At 41.9% G+C, this 17,008-nt stretch carries 14 protein-coding genes and 1 other RNA gene; 7 read left to right on the forward strand and 8 right to left on the reverse strand.

Going from position 1 to position 17,008, the window contains the following annotated elements; genetic code table 11:
• Positions 1-236: 236 nt before the first annotated feature.
• A complete protein-coding gene (locus ACYVRA_RS01625) occupies positions 237-3,383 on the forward strand; it encodes a tetratricopeptide repeat protein (protein ID WP_461251003.1) in 3,147 nt (1,048 codons plus the stop codon).
• Between the two features lie 11 nt (positions 3,384-3,394).
• Here ACYVRA_RS01625 and ACYVRA_RS01630 read toward each other — a convergent pair whose 3' ends face one another.
• The 3 genes from ACYVRA_RS01630 to ACYVRA_RS01640 all read right to left on the reverse strand — a co-directional run bounded on the left by ACYVRA_RS01630 (position 3,395) and on the right by ACYVRA_RS01640 (position 6,919).
• Positions 3,395-3,961, reverse strand: coding sequence for a GNAT family N-acetyltransferase (locus ACYVRA_RS01630; RefSeq protein WP_461251004.1), 567 nt, complete (start codon positions 3,959-3,961; stop codon positions 3,395-3,397).
• A 458-nt stretch (positions 3,962-4,419) separates the two neighbouring features.
• Entirely contained in the window at positions 4,420-6,372 is a 1,953-nt protein-coding gene (locus ACYVRA_RS01635) for a CHASE2 domain-containing protein (protein WP_461251005.1), read from the reverse strand.
• On the reverse strand, positions 6,329-6,919 hold the full coding sequence (locus ACYVRA_RS01640) for a hypothetical protein (RefSeq protein WP_461251006.1): 591 nt from the start codon (positions 6,917-6,919) through the stop codon (positions 6,329-6,331). Before ACYVRA_RS01640 ends, ACYVRA_RS01635 begins: the two co-directional genes overlap by 44 nt.
• Positions 6,920-7,089: 170 nt before the next feature.
• On the opposite strand from ACYVRA_RS01640, the gene ACYVRA_RS01645 reads away from it, so the two are divergent.
• The 3 genes from ACYVRA_RS01645 (at position 7,090) to ACYVRA_RS01655 (ending at position 10,047) form a co-directional block, all read left to right on the forward strand.
• A complete protein-coding gene (locus tag ACYVRA_RS01645; protein WP_461251007.1) occupies positions 7,090-7,281 on the forward strand; it encodes a hypothetical protein in 192 nt (63 codons plus the stop codon).
• Positions 7,278-7,616, forward strand: coding sequence for a type II toxin-antitoxin system RelE/ParE family toxin (locus ACYVRA_RS01650; RefSeq protein ID WP_461251008.1), 339 nt, complete (start codon positions 7,278-7,280; stop codon positions 7,614-7,616). The genes ACYVRA_RS01645 and ACYVRA_RS01650 overlap by 4 nt, the downstream gene beginning before the upstream one ends.
• A gap of 232 nt (positions 7,617-7,848) precedes the next feature.
• Positions 7,849-10,047 (forward strand): SUMF1/EgtB/PvdO family nonheme iron enzyme, encoded by a 2,199-nt coding sequence (locus ACYVRA_RS01655; RefSeq protein WP_461251009.1) that lies wholly within the window; start codon positions 7,849-7,851, stop codon positions 10,045-10,047.
• Positions 10,048-10,070: 23 nt separating this feature from the next.
• Here ACYVRA_RS01655 and ssrA read toward each other — a convergent pair.
• Positions 10,071-10,417: a transfer-messenger RNA gene (gene ssrA, locus ACYVRA_RS01660) on the reverse strand.
• A gap of 95 nt (positions 10,418-10,512) precedes the next feature.
• On the opposite strand from ssrA, the gene ACYVRA_RS01665 reads away from it, so the two are divergent.
• Positions 10,513-11,499 (forward strand): hypothetical protein, encoded by a 987-nt coding sequence (locus ACYVRA_RS01665; RefSeq protein WP_461251010.1) that lies wholly within the window; start codon positions 10,513-10,515, stop codon positions 11,497-11,499.
• A gap of 35 nt (positions 11,500-11,534) precedes the next feature.
• On the opposite strand, the gene ACYVRA_RS01670 is transcribed toward ACYVRA_RS01665, so the two are convergent.
• Genes ACYVRA_RS01670 through ACYVRA_RS01685 form a run of 4 tightly spaced genes read right to left on the reverse strand, consistent with a single transcriptional unit; the run spans position 11,535 to position 14,563 of the window.
• A complete protein-coding gene (locus ACYVRA_RS01670) occupies positions 11,535-12,020 on the reverse strand; it encodes a deoxycytidylate deaminase (RefSeq protein ID WP_461251011.1) in 486 nt (161 codons plus the stop codon).
• Between the two features lie 31 nt (positions 12,021-12,051).
• A complete protein-coding gene (locus ACYVRA_RS01675; RefSeq protein WP_461251012.1) occupies positions 12,052-12,174 on the reverse strand; it encodes a hypothetical protein in 123 nt (40 codons plus the stop codon).
• A 16-nt stretch (positions 12,175-12,190) separates the two neighbouring features.
• Positions 12,191-13,360 carry an HNH endonuclease family protein gene (locus ACYVRA_RS01680; RefSeq protein WP_461251013.1) on the reverse strand — a complete coding sequence of 390 codons (1,170 nt, stop codon included), beginning with the start codon at positions 13,358-13,360 and terminating at the stop codon, positions 12,191-12,193.
• A complete protein-coding gene (locus tag ACYVRA_RS01685) occupies positions 13,361-14,563 on the reverse strand; it encodes an adenine-specific methyltransferase EcoRI family protein (RefSeq protein WP_461251014.1) in 1,203 nt (400 codons plus the stop codon). It abuts the gene before it with no gap.
• Positions 14,564-15,086: 523 nt separating this feature from the next.
• Here ACYVRA_RS01685 and ACYVRA_RS01690 point away from each other — a divergent pair.
• Together ACYVRA_RS01690 and ACYVRA_RS01695 are read left to right on the forward strand one after the other, a co-directional pair.
• The gene (locus tag ACYVRA_RS01690; protein ID WP_461251015.1) at positions 15,087-15,998 is read left to right on the forward strand and encodes a LysM peptidoglycan-binding domain-containing protein; all 912 of its coding nucleotides are present in this window, start codon (positions 15,087-15,089) and stop codon (positions 15,996-15,998) included.
• Between the two features lie 10 nt (positions 15,999-16,008).
• A complete protein-coding gene (locus ACYVRA_RS01695; RefSeq protein ID WP_461251016.1) occupies positions 16,009-16,998 on the forward strand; it encodes a sigma-70 family RNA polymerase sigma factor in 990 nt (329 codons plus the stop codon).
• The last annotated feature ends 10 nt before the right edge of the window (positions 16,999-17,008 follow it).

The raw sequence follows: 17,008 nt of genomic DNA on the forward strand, positions 1-17,008 counted from the left end.
TCAACTACCACCGGCACGGAAAATAATTTTCATAAAGATAAGGCGGCGGTAATTGAGGGCAAAGGAGCCAATTAACAATGAGCAATGAGAAATGAGCAATGTTGTTGTTTGTTATTAATGCGTGAGCTTCACGATAAGATGGTGGACAAAAACCTCTGATCTTCCCTTTGTGTTCTTTGTCTCTTAGTGTTCTTAGTGAGAACTCTTTGGTATAATATTTTAACAGGAGTTTGGCTATGAAACTAAAAATTTTGCTGATTGCCCTTGTGTTGGCGGTATTTACGCATAAAGCGATTTTTGCTCAGACGGCGGCGGATTACTTCAAAAGGGGAACGGAATTTTTTACTCAGGGCGACTATGACAAAGCTATGGAGAATTTCAACCGGGCTTTGCAGGTAAAGCCGGATTACGCGGAGGCGTTTAACGGCAGGGGCGAGATATATTTTAGTGTTAGCCAATATTCGGAGGCGGAAAAAGAATTTTCGGCGGCTATAAAGATAAATCCTAAATACGAAAGGGCATTTTTTAACCGAGGTAAAATTTATCAAATATACGGCGATTACGACAGGGGAATAGCGGATTATAGAAAAGCGATTGAACTTAACCCCAGCAATAGCGAAGCGAAGGAAAAACTGGCGGATTTGTATTGCGTAAGAGCCGCTCAAAAACAAGAAAACGGAGATATTTCCGGGGCGATAGAGGATTGGACTTTAGCTTGTTCTATTAGCCCTGAAAATACGGAAGCACGAAACAGTTTGGGAACTCTGTATAACAACATGGGCGATTATGCTAAAGCGGTCTCATTTTTTTTGGAACTAAAAGCAATTCAAGAAAAGACGCTTGGTAAAGAGAATTACTTTTATGCCACGTCGTTATACAACTTAGGAGCGCTGTATGACGCAATGGGCGATTATGCCAAAGCTGAACGCTATTATCTTGAGGCGGTAGCCATATGTGAAAAGGCATTGGGTAAAGAACATCCTGATTATGCCACGTTGTTAAACAACTTGGGATCACTGTATGACAGCATGGGCGATTATGCTAAAGCGGAACGCTATTTGCTGGAGGCGTTAGCTATTGAGGAAAAGGTGCTAGTTAAAGATCATCCCTCTTATGCCACCTCGTTAAGCAACTTGGGAGCGCTGTATAAAGACATGGGCGATTATGCCAAAGCGGAACGCTATTATCTTGAGGCGGTAGCCATCCTTGAAAAAGCGCTGGGTAAAGAGCATCGCGATTATGCCATGTTGTTAAACAACTTGGGATTGCTGTATGACAAAATGGGCGATTATGTTAAAGCGGAACGCTATTATCTGGAGGCGGTAGCCATCCTTGAAAAAGCGCTGGGTAAAGAGCATCCCTATTATGCCATAATATTAGGCAACTTGGGATTGCTGTATGACAACATGGGCGATTACGCCAAAGCGGAACCCTATTTACTAGAAGCGGCAACCATACAAGAGAAGATGCTAGGTAAAGAGCATCCCTATTATGCCGCATTGTTAAACAACTTAGGAGTGCTTTATGACAAAATGGGCGATTATGCCAAAGCTGAACGCTATTTACTGGAAACGGCAGCCATCTTGGAAAAGGCGCTGGGTAAAGAGCATCCCTCTTATGCTGGGTCACTAGGTAATTTGTGTGCACTGTATTTAGATAAAAAAGAATACGCGAAGGCACTAGCGTATAACAAGGAACAGATTAAAATAAAAACCGGCATTGTAAATAAAAATTTTTCTTTCCAAACTGAACAGCAGCGCGACGCTTATTGGAACGCTAACTCAAGGTCTTTTGAAGGAAGCTATTCTTTATCATTCTACCACCCCGTCCCCGAAAGCAATATCCTTAATTACGAAACTGCCCTGTTCTCCAAAGGCCTTCTGCTCCGTACCACTAACGCCGTGCGAGATGCGATATACGCTTCGGGCAATCAAGCCCTAATCGCGCAATTTGAAGAATTAGGTAGTTTACGCCGGCAGATCAGCACACTACAACAAAAAGGCAGTAACGAAGAATACATCAAAAGTCTTGAGACCCAAGCCGAAGCGCTTGATAAATCCCTCACCCAATCTTCCGCCGCTTTTAGGGAATTAAAAGCGGATTTGGCTATTAACTGGCAAACCATACAAAAAAGCCTGCAAAAGAACGAAGCCGCCATTGAATTTATTTCTTTTAGAATTTTCGATAAAAAATTTACGGATACCGTTCAATACGCCGCGCTTGTGGTAAAAAAGGACAGCAAAGCGCCAGTGTGGGTTCTTCTGTGCAATGAAAGCGAATTGAAAGAAATACTGGACAAAGTGGAAGGGAGAAGCCCTGAACAGCAGGCGCGTATTCTCTACAACGCCAACGGGTTAGCGTTATTTGAATATGTTTGGAAGCCGCTTGAACAGGAATTAAAAGGAGTTACAACGGTTTATTACTCGCCTTCGGGGCTACTGCATAAGATAGCGTTTAACGCTCTGCCGTTAGACGATTCCTTCAATAAACGCCTGACTGACAAATACAATCTGAATCTGGTCTCAAGTACCAGTGAAGTTGTTCATCTTTCCAGAAGCAAAAAAGAAAAAACGCAAATTACGTCCGCTGTTCTGTACGGTGGGCTTGATTATAACGCCGATGAAACCGCCATGCGAGCGGCGGCGCAATCATACAAAACAGAAGCCGTAGCGTCCGCCGCTTTTTCCGCTCCGCCCGAAGGCGTAACGCGAGGCGCGGCCTGGGTTCCGTTACCGGCAACGCGTGTGGAAGTGCAAAATATTCAAGGCTATTTAAAGAAAAAAAAGATAGCCAACACTTTGTATCAAGACAGCATGGGCAACGAGGAATCTTTCAGACAGTTGAGCGGCAAAAAAATAGGGTTAATTCATTTGGCGACCCACGGTTTCTTTCTTCCTGACCCTGAACGCAAAAACGATAACAGGCAACAAGAGCAACAACAAACCAGAAGCGTATTAAAACCAATAGACAATCCGCTGTTGCGCTCGGGGCTTTTATTGGCTGGCGGTAACCACGCATGGACAAATAACCCCGTAGAAGGCGTGGAGAGCGGCATCTTAACCGCCGCGAAAATCGCCGGTATGAATCTGTTAGGCGCTAAATTAGTAGTGCTGTCCGCGTGTCAGACCGGCTTAGGTGACGTTAAAAACGGCGAAGGCGTTTTCGGCTTGCAACGCGCCTTCAAACTGGCCGGGGTGGAGACCCTAATAATGAGCCTGTGGGAAGTGAGCGATGAGGCAACCGCGTTATTGATGAGCACTTTCTACAATGAATGGCTAATTTCAGGAAAGAGTAGGCAGGAAGCGTTTAAAGAAGCGCAGAAAAAAGTCCGCGCTAAGTACCCGATGCCCTTTTATTGGGCGGCGTTTGTGATGATGGATTAGGGAACAATTAACTATGAACAATTATATATATCTTTCCTCATGCTGATAGTTTTACGGTTTTTATTAATCAGTTCTTCATTAACAGAAAATCCGTTTTTCTTGTAGAATTCAAGGACACTTTCGTTATGTTCCACATCAGCATCAAGGGTAATGAAACGACAAGCGAAAAGCGTTTCATTACATATACGCGCTAAAGTAACAGATGTGGCAACCATAAAAGATCCAAGACCTTTATAACGTTTTTGAAAAGTTTCGGAGACTGCAAGTTTAGCAATTTTCATTGCAGGAACCGTTTTAAATGGGTAATTTAAATTATGCCTTTGCTTTTCATTGACGCTTAGTTTTATAGCATCGGCGATTAATGACATATAGGCGGCAATTTTTTTGCTTGATTTTTCCCGGAGTAACCAAGTAAGAGCAATATGATCATTTTGAGAACGTAAGGCTTCCTTTGTTAAATAATCGTTATATTCATTGATACGGCAGTCAAAAGAGTTTACCGGAATATCACTGTTAAGAATTTCAATATTAAATAGCCTTTTACCGCTTTCAAGAGTAACAGATATAGGTTTTGTCATCGCTTAATCATACTCATTATGATCCCGTCTTGTTTTTTCATTTTAGCAAGCTGAATTTTCGACGGTCTGCGACGGATTTCATGGACTATCTGTTCAATAATAGCCTTATCTTTGATGATTGTTGGTTGTACGGGTTTTATTCTGGCTCCCATAGATACTCCTTATTTATAATTTATCATAATTTTTATGAAATAGCAATAATCAATTATTTATTTTAAATTAATAAAAAGTGATGTAATTTAGACTTATAATCCATACAAAGCGTAATTTCGATGTTGTAACAACCCCTTATTCCTTCTTTGCGTTCTTCTCTTCCTTAGTGTTCTGTGCACTGGCGGCAGTCTAAAGGCCGCCTTGCCTTAATTACAGACAGCGGCCTTTATTGGTGCTATGCTGTGCGGCATTATTGATCTACACGGCTACGCCGTGCGTTCAGTTAGCGAGTGTGAACTCTTTCCCTACCATTCCACCACATACGCGTCTATCATTTGCGCGTAACCTTTAACCGTAACAGACTGTTTCTGCGAAAAAGCAAACTTGTCTTTTACCTTTTCCCGCACAGCCGCCGTTACCAAAATGCCGCTGGCGGGAGCGTTGCTTTCCATTCGTTGGGCAAGGTTTACGTCCGCCCCGATTACGGTATATTCAATCCGAGTCTTAGTGCCAAGGTTGCCTACTATCACTTTTCCGGTATTTATTCCTATGCGGACTTTAAGATCAATATCCGCGAGAGGCTTCCATTTTTCAGCTAACAGGCGGATTCTTTTTTGCATCGCTATCGCCGCTTGCAGGCAGCGTTCACAGTGGTCGGGAGTTTCCAGAGGGTCGCCGAAAAACGCTATTATTCCGTCTCCCATGTATTTGTCAACCGTTCCGCCGTGGGCGAATAAAATGTCCGCCATGTTTTCAAGATAGTCATTTAAAAAAGCGTGAACAAGATCGGGGCTTTTTTCGGAACTCCATTTGGTAAAACCGCTGATGTCGGAAAAAAGTATTGTAAGGTCTTTGTAGGCGGGAATTAATTCGGTTTTTTGTTCCCTCATAATGCGTTCAGCTAACGCGTGGGGAAAATAGCGCGAAAGGGCGGAGTGTAAAAGCAGTTGTTCCCTGTACCGCCGGGCGAGGCGGATTAAAAAAGAGCCTGCCCATAAAAAGAAAAGTATTGCCGCGGGCAGAGAGTACCAGGGGTATGTTGCCGCGTATTGCCAGCGGAAAAACGTGAGGCATGAAAAAAACGCGAGTAAAATTAAAAAACAAAGATGAAACTTCGCGTCCTTCTTAACATTGCAACTGACAAACGCGCAGGCTAACAACAGTAATATGGTTAAAATTTTGTAAAGCGGCGAAACGCCGCCAATTAGCGACCGCTTTTCAAGTCCGTTCAGGATGCCGCTTATTATCGAAGTATGCGCTCCTGAAATGGGATAAAGCCGCTCAAACGCCGTGGGACCTGAATCTTTTTGATCGGCGCTTATTTCCGCGATAAGAGCGATACGGTTATTCATGCCGGAAAACACAGTGTCAAAAACAGCCTCGTCGCTTTTTGCTTTTACAATAGTATGAAAAGGAATTCTTTTATTGTCATCCTTCCATGTTTCAAAATATGGGATAAGCGCGCGTCCCTGATTATCTATAGGGATGCGGACTATTTCTTTTTCTGAAAAGGGAATGGACAAATAAGATCCCGCTTTAAGCTCTATTTTTTCAATCGGGATTTGTAAAAACAATACCGCCGCCGCCAATGATAACGACGGTATAAAGCCGTCTTCCCATTCATAGAAAAGAGGAATCCTCCTGTAAATGCCGTCTGGGTCAGGCTCAATATTGATATGGGCGATTTGCGCCGCGGCTTCACCTAACGCGGTGTTTGGCAGCAAGAAAGTTCCGGCGCGGGGAATGTTTCCTTTTTTAATTACTTTGACGCGCCAAATATTTTTACGCAGAGTCAGCAATTCAGCTTCGGTTAATTCATGGTAAGGCGGTGCCATAATTTTTTCGTCTATCGCGATAGCCGCGATAACCGTGTTCTTTGTTTTTTTAATAGCGTTAATAAACGCGCCGTCTTCCTGCTTTTCATACCTAAATAAAAGATCAAATACGACTGCGGCATTTGACTGTCCAAGAACTTCAACCGCGTCAGCGAAAGCCGCTCTTGTATCAATCTGTCCGCCAAGCGCTTCTATGCTTGCGTCGTTAATGTCAACAGATGTGACAAGAGCGCTTTTTTCCGCCGCGCCGCTTAATACGCGCAGTTTCATGAATGAGTCATAAATGCCGCGATCCCACAAATCCGTAACGCCGCTTATAAATAACAGTCCCGCAAAAAAAAGGGAGAAGATTAAAAGCGCGGCAAAATGAGCCTGTTTATTAATTAGCTGCCTGAGCAGTACGGATCGTAATCGTTCTGACATACATATTTTTCGTTGAGAACCGGGTCGCGTACTCCTGAGAACTGCCCCTCGTAGTCCCTCCGCTTGCGATTATAACGCTTGACGGCTCTCCAAGCCCTGATGCCGTATCCTGAAGTTTTGCTATTTCTCCATGCAGGTTATTAATGTGCCTTATCGAATCTGGGTTGCTTTTGTAATTTTTAATTAATTCCTCAAGTTTTGTCTGCCTTGCCAAACTCATAATCACATAAAATGTTTTAGTATCTGGCGAACTGTCTTCCGGCAGCAGGTTAAGGTTTATTTCGTCTCCGCCTTTAACATTCTGATCATGAAGAACAGCCATTTTACGCTCGGAGTTCTGGCTTAGCACATAACAGTAACAGTCCGAGGTGGGAATAATGACAACATAAAGCCCCTGTCCGCTTTCCGCCGTAATAGTCTGTGAATAGGGAATAATTTCCTGTTTATTCCCTTTTAAAAACTGAATGTCCCAGACAAGGTTTTGCTGCGCCGAAGCTTGAAACGCCCAAATTGCGGCAAGCAGGCATATTAACAATATTTTTTTCATTCTAATTAATAATAATAACACAAAAACGCGAAATTGACAAGAAAACCAAAGAAACAATACCCATAGTTTTAGCGATTATGACATTGCTTGGGAAAGGGTAATTATATATCCATCATGGTTGAATTTTTCATAAAAATAATCTTTACTTATTATATAGACTAGGAGGCGATATGCTGAGTATGGAATCGGTATTAGAACTGCAAAAACATTCAGAAATTAGTCAGGATAAAACAATAAACGATTATGAAAAAACGCAAGCGGAAGTAAAACTGATGGCTGAGCTTGATAAAGGTCGAAAAGCCGGAGAAATACAAGGATGGGAAAAAATTGAAGACGTAGAGGCGGCTTTAGGCGTACAATGAATAAGCTATACATCTCCCCTGAAGCAAGGAAAGACCTTGAGGAGATAAAAGCGTATATCAGTAATGAACTGAAAAATCCAATTGCCGCATCTGGCGTTGTTTCCCGAATTACTCGAACTCTCAAGAACCTAAAAGAAACGCCCGGTATTGGTACACAATTATCATCAAAGATTCCTTTTGATACTGAATATCGATTTGTTGTATGTAAGAATTATCTGGCATTTTACAGATACGAAGATAAAACAGTATATGTTGATCGGATTTTATATGGTCGCCGGGACTATGTAAAAATACTTTTTCCTGATTTTATAATGCCGGAAAATGAGGAAAATTAATTCTTTTTTTGATAAAAACCCCAACCTATTGAAAAAACATGGTATTTTTCGCTAAGAGGTTCATAGACGCTTCCGCGGGCTGTAAAAAAAATCAGTAAATATCGAAATTTTTTGTAACTCTATGCGTACTTTGTATGTTTTTATTATTAATACCTCTCTATTATTGCTTTTTCAGAAAAAACGGGGTATTTTTTATAAAGCATATACATAAAATTTTATGGGGGATTTTAAAATGAAACGTATTATTTCTATCTTAGCCGCGGTTGTATTGGCAGCTTCACTGCTTACTTGTGTTACTCAAACTCCTAAACAGGGAACGTCAACAACTTTAGGAAAACTGGATTTTCAAAATACCAGTTCCGCAAGAGGAGCAATCCTTAACAATGATAAATATAATAAGGTCGCGGAATTAAGCAGCGGTACCACACGCGGGCAATCAGGCAGAGTCGTATCCCTTCCCGCGTCAGTTTCATTAAAAGATTTTGCCCCTATTCCCGGTAATCAGGGATATCTCAGCTCATGTACAGGTTGGGCAAGCGCTTATGCGGCGCGGACAATTATTGAATCGCATTATCTTAATCGAACCGATAAAATCCTTACAACAAAAATGGCGTTTTCTCCGTTGTTCCTTTATTTTGCCGCAAGGGAATTTAAAAATGTTCCAGGTGATGAGGAGGGAGCTGACCCTGTTGACATCTTAAACTTTATGACATTGTATGGCATGCCCAGACGCGCGGTGTTTGATGATAATCCGGTTACTTATGAAAGATTGGAACAGCAGGGATTTTTAATAAACCCTGTTCCGGGGTTTAGTAAATTGTTCAATACAAATGTTACCCCCGCGTATAAGATCGAGCAGGTAAAAAAAAGCCTTGCGGACAATAATCCTGTTATTATCGGCATCTGCGTGCCGGATTCATTTTCCAACGCAAAAGATATTTGGACGCCGGAAAGTGGCGAATCACGCGTTCCTGAAAAAGGACACGCGCTTTGCGTAGTAGGGTATGATGACAAAAAATACGGCGGCGCCTTTGAAATTATGAATAGCTGGGGCGAGGAATGGGGCAATAACGGATTTACATGGATAAGTTACGATACGTTTGGAAAATGGGTCGAGCAGGCGCTGGTAATTAACGAAGATTTTTCCGTCTATGAAAAAGCGATTGAATTTACCGGAAAAATAAAAGTCGAGTTATCTGGAAAAAATGAAGCTGCGGCAGTCAAACTTTTAGATGACGGCGTTTATCGTTTGCCGTCAACGGTAAAAACAGGGACGCAGATTCGGTTAAATATTGATAATAGCGGGCTGCCAAAGGGCAGTACGATGAACACATACGCGTTTTACACTAGCGGGCAAAATAACAAAGCGGTTAAAATTAATAATAACGAGTGGATAAAAACCGACGGTTCGCCAAGGCCGGAAAATATAGTAATTTTATATTCACGTTCAGCGTTAGATATTGATTCTTTGCTTGCCGCTTTTGATAAACAAAAAGATGATATACCATCCAGACTTTCCCGTATTATAGGAAAAGATTTTATTCTGTTCGGCAATTCAAAATATGAGTATTCCACCATGCAGATAAAAACTAATTTTATGAATCAAAAATCAGTCGCTGGAATGGTACTCTTAGTCAGTTATGATACGGAAGAAAAACCAATAAAAGATATGGTACTGATCAATGGTGGGACATTCACAATGGGGAGTCCCGCGTCCGAAGAGTGGCATCAGGATGACGAACAACAGCGGACTGTTACCGTAAAAGATTTTTATTTAGGAACCGTAGAAGTAACCGTCGCCGACTTTAGCGCCTTTGTTACAGATACCGGATATAAAACTACGGCGGAGAAATCCGGAAAAAGTTGTTTCTTTAATTATTTAATTGATGAAATTGAAGAGCGAAATGGACTGAATTGGCGAAATCCCGGCTTTACTCAGGAAAGCAATCATCCGGTAGTGCATATAAGTTTTTACGATGCCGCGGAGTACTGCAATTGGCTGAGTAAAAAAGAGGGATTAACTCCCGTTTACGCGATTTCAGGGAACTCCGTTAATGAAAACTCCAAGGCTAACGGTTACAGAATTCCTACCGAAGCGGAGTGGGAATACGCTTGCCGCGCCGGAACCACGACTCCATACAACACTGGAAAAACAATCAGGCCCAATCAAGCCAATTTTAATTCTGAAAACGCCTCAATTTTTAAAACAGTTCCCGTTAGAAAATATTCCCCAAACAACTGGGGCTTGCACAACATGCACGGAAACGTATTTGAATGGTGTTCAGATAATGTAGATGATAATTTTCACAGCGTAAGAGGCAGTACATGGTTATCAGGCCGCCCGACAGTCCGTTCCGCTTTCAGGGTTTTTATAAAAATGGATATGTCATTCATATTCATGGGCTTCCGTATCGCGCGCTCCGCTGAATAATTCGCAAGAGTCTTTGCGAAAAAATGTGGAGGTGGCGGGAGTCGAACCCGCGTCCCAATACGCGAAACATAAACGTCTACAGATTTAGCCGTTTATTAAATTGTCGGGACGGGCTTGGCTAAACGGCGCGCGGCCTGTCCGTATTCCGGAAAATCTTATCATGCCGCCACCGGACGCTGCGGCAAGACCAGCTCTGATTGCGACGCGGAAGTTGCCCCTCAGAGCGGCGGGGCAGTTCCACGCGATTACGCAGCTAAGGCGTATTCGTAACTGTCAGTGTTGGCAGTTAAATTTTTGCCCAATCAGGAGATGGGCGCTCCATCTGCAGTCTATACCCCGAAGACGTACCAGTCGAAACCGGTGCACCCCCTAACAGTAATATTATAACACACTCTTAAAAAATTAACAATACAACATAAAAAAATATTTGTGTATTTTCAAAATCCATAGTATAATCTATCTATTATGATACAGATTAATGAGCATTCCTATAAAGTGCTATCAGAAGAAGAAGAAGTTCTGGTTGAAAAAACAGAAGAATGGCTAAAGGAAAAAAGGCCGCAGGATTATTTTTTGGCGCATGAAAGATTTAGGCGGCTGCGTAACTTGGGGAATGCGGTATTTGATTATCCTTCTATAAGGGAAACTCAGTTTGTTAAGGATATTCTTGTTAATGAAAATCAACTTACGGAGTCATTGCTTGCCTTTTCCACTCCGTCGCATGTGCTTCGTACTCCCGCCAAAGTAGCCACTCTTCGCAGTTTTTTAATTGCGAAATTTCACGCGTTCGCGCTGCTCTCGCGGCTAACCGAAAAAAATACCGAATTACATTCCCATTTAAAAAACATTCCCTTTACCGTGGTTTTTACGTTAATGGCGGAAGACGTTTATTTTTCCTGCCTTGATGACCCAGATTTTTCACCAAACACAAAGTCCATGCTTGCCAACGATTTAATCGATCTATGGGACAGCGGCACGGATCAGCGCAGTATCCATCACCTTATGGCTCTTTCTTCTCTTTGGAAAGCCAGAGATTCCGCTCCGCCAAGTTTTGGGACGATGGACGGCAACACAGAGCTGTTAAGAATATCCATTGATATGGGTACCGATACTGAATGGGAAGATTTTCTAAAAGAAGAATCCACAAATGATTATACAAGATGGGCGCTTGAAGAATTTCTTTTTGGCCTGTCTTATGAGGAAATTTTACAGGTTCGAGGCAGGTTGACGCATTACGGCGTATCATCTGTAAGCCATGATGAAGTCAGGTCATACCTTGATTCCAAACCTGTCTATTCTGTTGTAAACGAACATGATCCTCGGGCTATTTACGATTTCTTCCTAGAAAGACGTGACGCTTGCACTTTGCGTAAAAGGGTAAATGCCCCCGGCCCATTGCATACATTAGAAGAGATTTATTTAAAATACCGCATAATTCTTGAGTCCTGTTAGGTTCTTAGAACCATAGGTTCTGTGAACCTAAGGTTCTATTGATTGTCATATTTTTGCAATTCATCATTTAGGTGTTCGATAATTACTCCCGCTTTTTCAAACATTGCAAGGGAATCTTCGTTGTCATGGTAACGGCGTTGGCAGACGACTCTTTTAATTCCGCAGTTGATGATTAGCATGGCGCAAGTTCTGCATGGAGTCATTCTGCAATAGAGGGTGGCTCCGTCAATGGAAATGCCGCGTTTTGCCGCCTGGCAAATGGCATTTTGTTCGGCATGGACGGTTCTGACGCAATGGGTGGTTTCTCTGCCGTCTTCGTGGATCATTTTTTTAATTTGATGCCCGACTTCGTCGCAATGCGGAAGCCCCGCCGGCGCTCCCACATAGCCTGTCACAAGAAGCTGTTTGTCCTTGGCAATCACGCAGCCGGATCGCCCCCTGTCGCAGGTCGCCCTTTTGGAAATTGCCTCGCAGACTTCCATAAAATACTCGTCCCAGCTTGGTCTTTTGTACTCGCCCATTTATTTCCCCTTGCTTTTTAATCGCTGATAATTACTGTAGAACTTGGTCCATCTCATATATTATGCAGTCTAAAGGCCTATCGCATTTCTTACATAAAATATCTTCCTGTTCAACCCAGCCTTCATAATCACCATATTCTTCATCTTCTTCCATGTTTTTATTTCTTCCTTTATTTATTCCCTTTTGCTCGATTATGGGTTGTACAGAGCATTTGGCAGTTTTTAATATTTGTTGTGCCGCCTTTGCTCCATGCTGTTACATGGTCTGCGTCCATTTCAGTCAATTTCCAGATTTTATTTTTGTTTGAATCATGCCCGATAGCGCATAACGGACAATTTGATTCTCCTTTTTTCTTTGCGGCATTGGTTTGCTGTTTGTAAACTGTCTGTTTTACAGCGTCATCAAAAACACGGATTTCGAGAAGTCGTTTTTCTTTTCCACCGCCTAAAATATATTCAAAAACCCCTCTACGGTTTTTTACATAAACGTCTCCGTAAAGTTTTTGAAGCGCTTTTGATACTTTTGAAGGGTCATAAGATTCTTTATGATATTCCTCATATAACCGCCCCCATTCAAGACCGCACATTTCTTTTTCTACATCACGGAAAACGCCAGAAACCCAATCTATTACCGTGTTAAAATATGTTTTAAGTTCTTTGATATCTTTATCATAACGATGTTCCGCCATATATTTATCTAAAGGTTGTTGTTTTGAAGCGGCGACCCAAGATAATGCTGTCGCAAGGAATTGCTGCCTTTGCGCCGAACCTGAAACATAAACGCTCCATTTTTGGATATTGGCGTTACTTGAATTGCTGAATTCGGCTTTTGCTAATGTTACGAATGTCCCTGAATAAATGGCGTTAAGCAATTCCTGTTCATTTAACGGAACACCTGCGATGTTTATTGTCTTAAACCATTCTTTAATCTCTGTTTCCGTACCATCGCAATGATAAACCAACAATTCGCTTTCCATGATTTTTGATCGCTTGTCTTCAGACAAGGAAGAATATGATTGCTCATGTCCATTTTCATCTTTAATGGAAAATTTTCCGGTAGTGAAACGACCGATAGAAGTAATTCGCTGTTGACCATCCAATACTTCAAAATTATTTTTGTCCACATTGTTAAAATAGATTAGCCCAAGAGGATAACCCTTTAAAAGCGATTCAATGACTGCGACATCTTTTTTACCGTCAGCATATATATAATTGCGTTGATATTCAGGTTGTATAGTCAGTTTACCGGACAGTCCAAACAGCCCTTTCCCTTCGAGTTCGTTATAAACAAAACCGTCTACTATTTCGCTTACTTTATATTTTTTAAGTTCCGTTTTCATTTATTTACCCTTTTTTTTGATGAAAATACGTTGATAAGCAGACTGAATAATTCTTCCTTTCTTATTTATAAAATAATTTTTCTTGCCGTCATTTCCTAGTAGATTGGCGTTTTCATTTGTTTTACCGCCTGAAGAACCGGTTGGCGTACCGTCAGGCTTAACTTCCCAATAATCATCGTATTTCCTTGTGTCCGGTACTTCATCATGGCAGCCACGCTGTGTAGCTCCCATAATCACGAACTGATCGGGACAATATTTATCGAGGAAAGAAATAGGAACGCCCATAATACCGTCATAGTCGGAAGGTATTGCATCGGTATAGGGAACTTCGATTGCATCATAATTATCATATTTGTCATAAGTTTTTTTCCCTCTGATTTCTTTATGCCTGCTGAATTTTAAATTGTCCTGTATTGTCATTAGCGATAAAGGTTGGTGGCGGCGTCCGTGGTCAAGGTTGGTGAACCAACAGCAATTTCTAAATTTAACTAAACCAGTTTCAGGATTATAAACACCCTCGCCATAACTATCTGCAAAAGGTGTAAAAAAAAATGCGTTTCCAGCATTAAATCCATTACCAAGCCACATTTTATTTTCTTTTATTAAAGGGAATACCTCTTTATAGGTAATTGAGTTCATGTTACCGATTATAAGAAACATTTTTTTAGCCTCAACTATCCATGCCAAAAATTCACGAAAAAGCGAGAACGGCGGATTAGTAACGATTATATCGGCTTCATCCCTCAATTTTTTTATCTCTTCGCTCCTAAAATCCCCGTCGCCATCTAAACGGGTTAGATGATTCCTGTTGCTGGCAAGGAGCAATTCAACATCGACTAAATCAACAGCCCCATCGTTATTCATGTCTGGAATTTCTGTTATTTCAATTTTATGCGGCTTTCTTGTGGTTTTATTTTCCTCGCTTTCATCGGGAAACAAAGAAAGCTCTTTGTTGGCAATCGGAGAACCCGCATAACAGGTGGCAATAAGTTTTTTTAGTTTAAAGTTGTGAAAATGCAAAGCAAAATACTTAAAAAAATTGCTTTCATAAGGGTCATCGCAAGGGCATAAGACCGTTTTACCGCAGAAAACATCGGGAGCAAAGTCCAGATACGCTTGAACTTCTTTTTCGATGTCTGCCCACTGGGTATAAAACTCATCATTCTTAGCGTTTTTGGCCTGCGATAATTTAGCATTTGCCATTGTTAGGTATTCCTCCCTATGATAAGTTTATCATATTTCATACGCTGAACCCAAGACTTAAAAGTTTCTCTTTTGTTGGAATATCATCTATATAAATTAGTAAGTAAACAATGGTTTTCTTTTTCACCAGTTTACCTCTCCCGTATTATTCATTATAACCTATGAGTATAGCCCAGTATAGTATATCATGCGGCAAAATGACACTTTTGTCGATTTTGTCATTCTTTAGAATAAAAAAGCGATACCCGCCCTAGGCACTCGACTTAACGGCTCACCTCCAGGGAAGCATCGCTTCATTTAGCGTATTAAATGATATTTTCGTTGTCACTGGTACTTGAAAGGCTGGAAAATAAAAATGCCCTGACTGTACAAAATAAATTCTTTGGGCATACATCGTGTAGAGGAGAGGGGATTTCTGTTCATAGTTAAAATTCGCTTATTTTTTAATAAAAATGCTAGAAAACCCAAAAAATCTCAGAATTCGAGTGCAGAAATTTGACTTTTACGCCGATAATGAAGTGCCGTGAAGTATCTCCAAACGTTTTTATTGGTTTTAATATTGATGGGTATTCCAATCTCCGGAACGCTTGTCGCGGAAAATCTGATCCATGAAGTTGGAAAGGGCGATACGATTTTCTCGCTTTCCCGTTTTTATCATGTTTCGGCTGATGAGCTAATGAAAGCCAACGGCATTTCAGATCCTTCCAAGCTTAGCGTGGGAAAAAAACTGATAATACCGGTTCCCGCTAACGGTTCTTCTTTGCCGGGGCAGAATACGGGCGCTACAACACCTGTTACCGAGAATCCGCAAACGTATGTTATTTACAAAGCGGTTAAAGGCGACACGCTTTACAGCATAGCGCGAGGTAACGGCATTTCTTTACAGAGATTACTGGAAATAAACGGGTTTTCTTCCGATCATGTGCTTAAAATAGGCGATGGGGTTAAAGTGCCGAAAAAGAACGCTTCTTTTGGGACGCAAGGCGCGTCTGCGGCAAATAATGCGACAAGCAAACCGCCCGCGGCAAACAAGACGGTTCCGACAGGGATTTACGCGTTGCGTTGGCCTGTAACGCCTAAAGAAATTTCTTACATGACAGGACAGATGGGCGTTGTTGTAGAAGGAGAAAAACTTGAATCGGTGCGGAGTTTGACTCAGGGGAATGTGGTCTCTGCCGGCCCCTGGCGCAAGTTTGGCAGAGTTGTAATTGTAGAGACTGCCGGCGGTTATTATTACATGTACGGCGGTTGTGAAACCATTACCGTAAATGTCGGCGACAGAATAACGCCGGGAATGGAATTGGGTAAATTGGGCATTAACGCGGTTTCGGTTAAACCTCAGCTTTTTTTCATGGTTTTCCGAAACGATAATCCTATGGATCCGGCTTTAGCTCCCAGAGCTGGATATAATCCTGGAAATAATCAAAGAACTTAAGAGGTAGAAAATGGAAGTTAGGTTTGAGAAGACGGGAAAACGTCCTAAAAAATTATTAGATAAGTCTCAAAAACGAATGAAGACGCAGAAGGAATCTGATCCGTTAGCGTTGTACTTCCGTCAAATTTCAAGGTTCCCGCTTTTAACTTTGCAGGAAGAGCAAAATATCGGCGAGAAAATAATAAACCTCCGCGCGAAACTTAAAGAACTGGAATCGGACAAAAAGAAAAACAAAGATATTGATTACAGCAAAGAAAAAGCCGCTCTTGACAGCGCCCTTCTTCATTATAAAAACTCCATGATAAACGCCAATCTGCGCCTTGTCGTGTCCATCGCGAAAAATTACCAGCACCGCGGCCTTTCGCTATTGGATTTAATTGACGAGGGAAATATCGGCCTAATTGAAGCGGTTGAACGTTTTGATTACACAAGAGGCTGCCGTTTTTCCACCTACGGCACTTGGTGGATTAGGCAGGCTATTATCAAGAGCATAGGGGACAAGGGGCGCGTTATCCGAATACCGATTCACATGCTCAACACAATCAAGAAATGCTATTATGTGGCAAAACAGCTAACGCAGGACTTGGGACGCGACCCCAACGAAGACGAACTGTCCGAGTATTTGGACGTTCCCGTTTCTAAGGTAAAAGAAATAGTGAAGTTGTCCCAGGAGACGACAAGTTTGGACACCATTGTTGACGATGGGAATCTTACCCGCCTTGCCGATTTAATTAAAGACGACGCTAGAGCCGAACCGTTTGAGATGGTTTTTTCCATGACATTGCAGGAAACCATAGGCGGGATTCTCTCGCAGTTATCAGAAAGAGAGATGAAAATAATCCAACTGCGTTTTGGCCTGACTGGGGAAAACCCGCTTACTCTGGAAGAAACCGGAAAATATCTAGGCATCACCCGCGAGCGCGTCCGTCAAATTCAGGAAAAAGCCGTCTGGAAACTCCGCACTTTGCACGAACTGCGCGAGTTAAGGGAAAGCTCGTAGTAAATAGTGA

This window comes from Treponema sp. R8-4-B8 (genome assembly GCF_054786175.1).

Coding starts and splice junctions, on each gene's coding strand:
- ACYVRA_RS01675 (WP_461251012.1), bottom strand. CDS start 12,174: ATGGAAGAAGATGAAGAATATGGTGATTATGAAGGCTGGGTTGAACAG.
- ACYVRA_RS01680 (WP_461251013.1), bottom strand. CDS start 13,360: ATGAAAACGGAACTTAAAAAATATAAAGTAAGCGAAATAGTAGACGGT.
- ACYVRA_RS01645 (WP_461251007.1), top strand. CDS start 7,090: ATGCTGAGTATGGAATCGGTATTAGAACTGCAAAAACATTCAGAAATT.
- ACYVRA_RS01670 (WP_461251011.1), bottom strand. CDS start 12,020: ATGGGCGAGTACAAAAGACCAAGCTGGGACGAGTATTTTATGGAAGTC.
- ACYVRA_RS01685 (WP_461251014.1), bottom strand. CDS start 14,563: ATGGCAAATGCTAAATTATCGCAGGCCAAAAACGCTAAGAATGATGAG.
- ACYVRA_RS01635 (WP_461251005.1), bottom strand. CDS start 6,372: ATGTCAGAACGATTACGATCCGTACTGCTCAGGCAGCTAATTAATAAA.
- ACYVRA_RS01655 (WP_461251009.1), top strand. CDS start 7,849: ATGAAACGTATTATTTCTATCTTAGCCGCGGTTGTATTGGCAGCTTCA.
- ACYVRA_RS01630 (WP_461251004.1), bottom strand. CDS start 3,961: ATGACAAAACCTATATCTGTTACTCTTGAAAGCGGTAAAAGGCTATTT.
- ACYVRA_RS01695 (WP_461251016.1), top strand. CDS start 16,009: ATGGAAGTTAGGTTTGAGAAGACGGGAAAACGTCCTAAAAAATTATTA.
- ACYVRA_RS01650 (WP_461251008.1), top strand. CDS start 7,278: ATGAATAAGCTATACATCTCCCCTGAAGCAAGGAAAGACCTTGAGGAG.
- ACYVRA_RS01625 (WP_461251003.1), top strand. CDS start 237: ATGAAACTAAAAATTTTGCTGATTGCCCTTGTGTTGGCGGTATTTACG.
- ACYVRA_RS01665 (WP_461251010.1), top strand. CDS start 10,513: ATGATACAGATTAATGAGCATTCCTATAAAGTGCTATCAGAAGAAGAA.
- ACYVRA_RS01640 (WP_461251006.1), bottom strand. CDS start 6,919: ATGAAAAAAATATTGTTAATATGCCTGCTTGCCGCAATTTGGGCGTTT.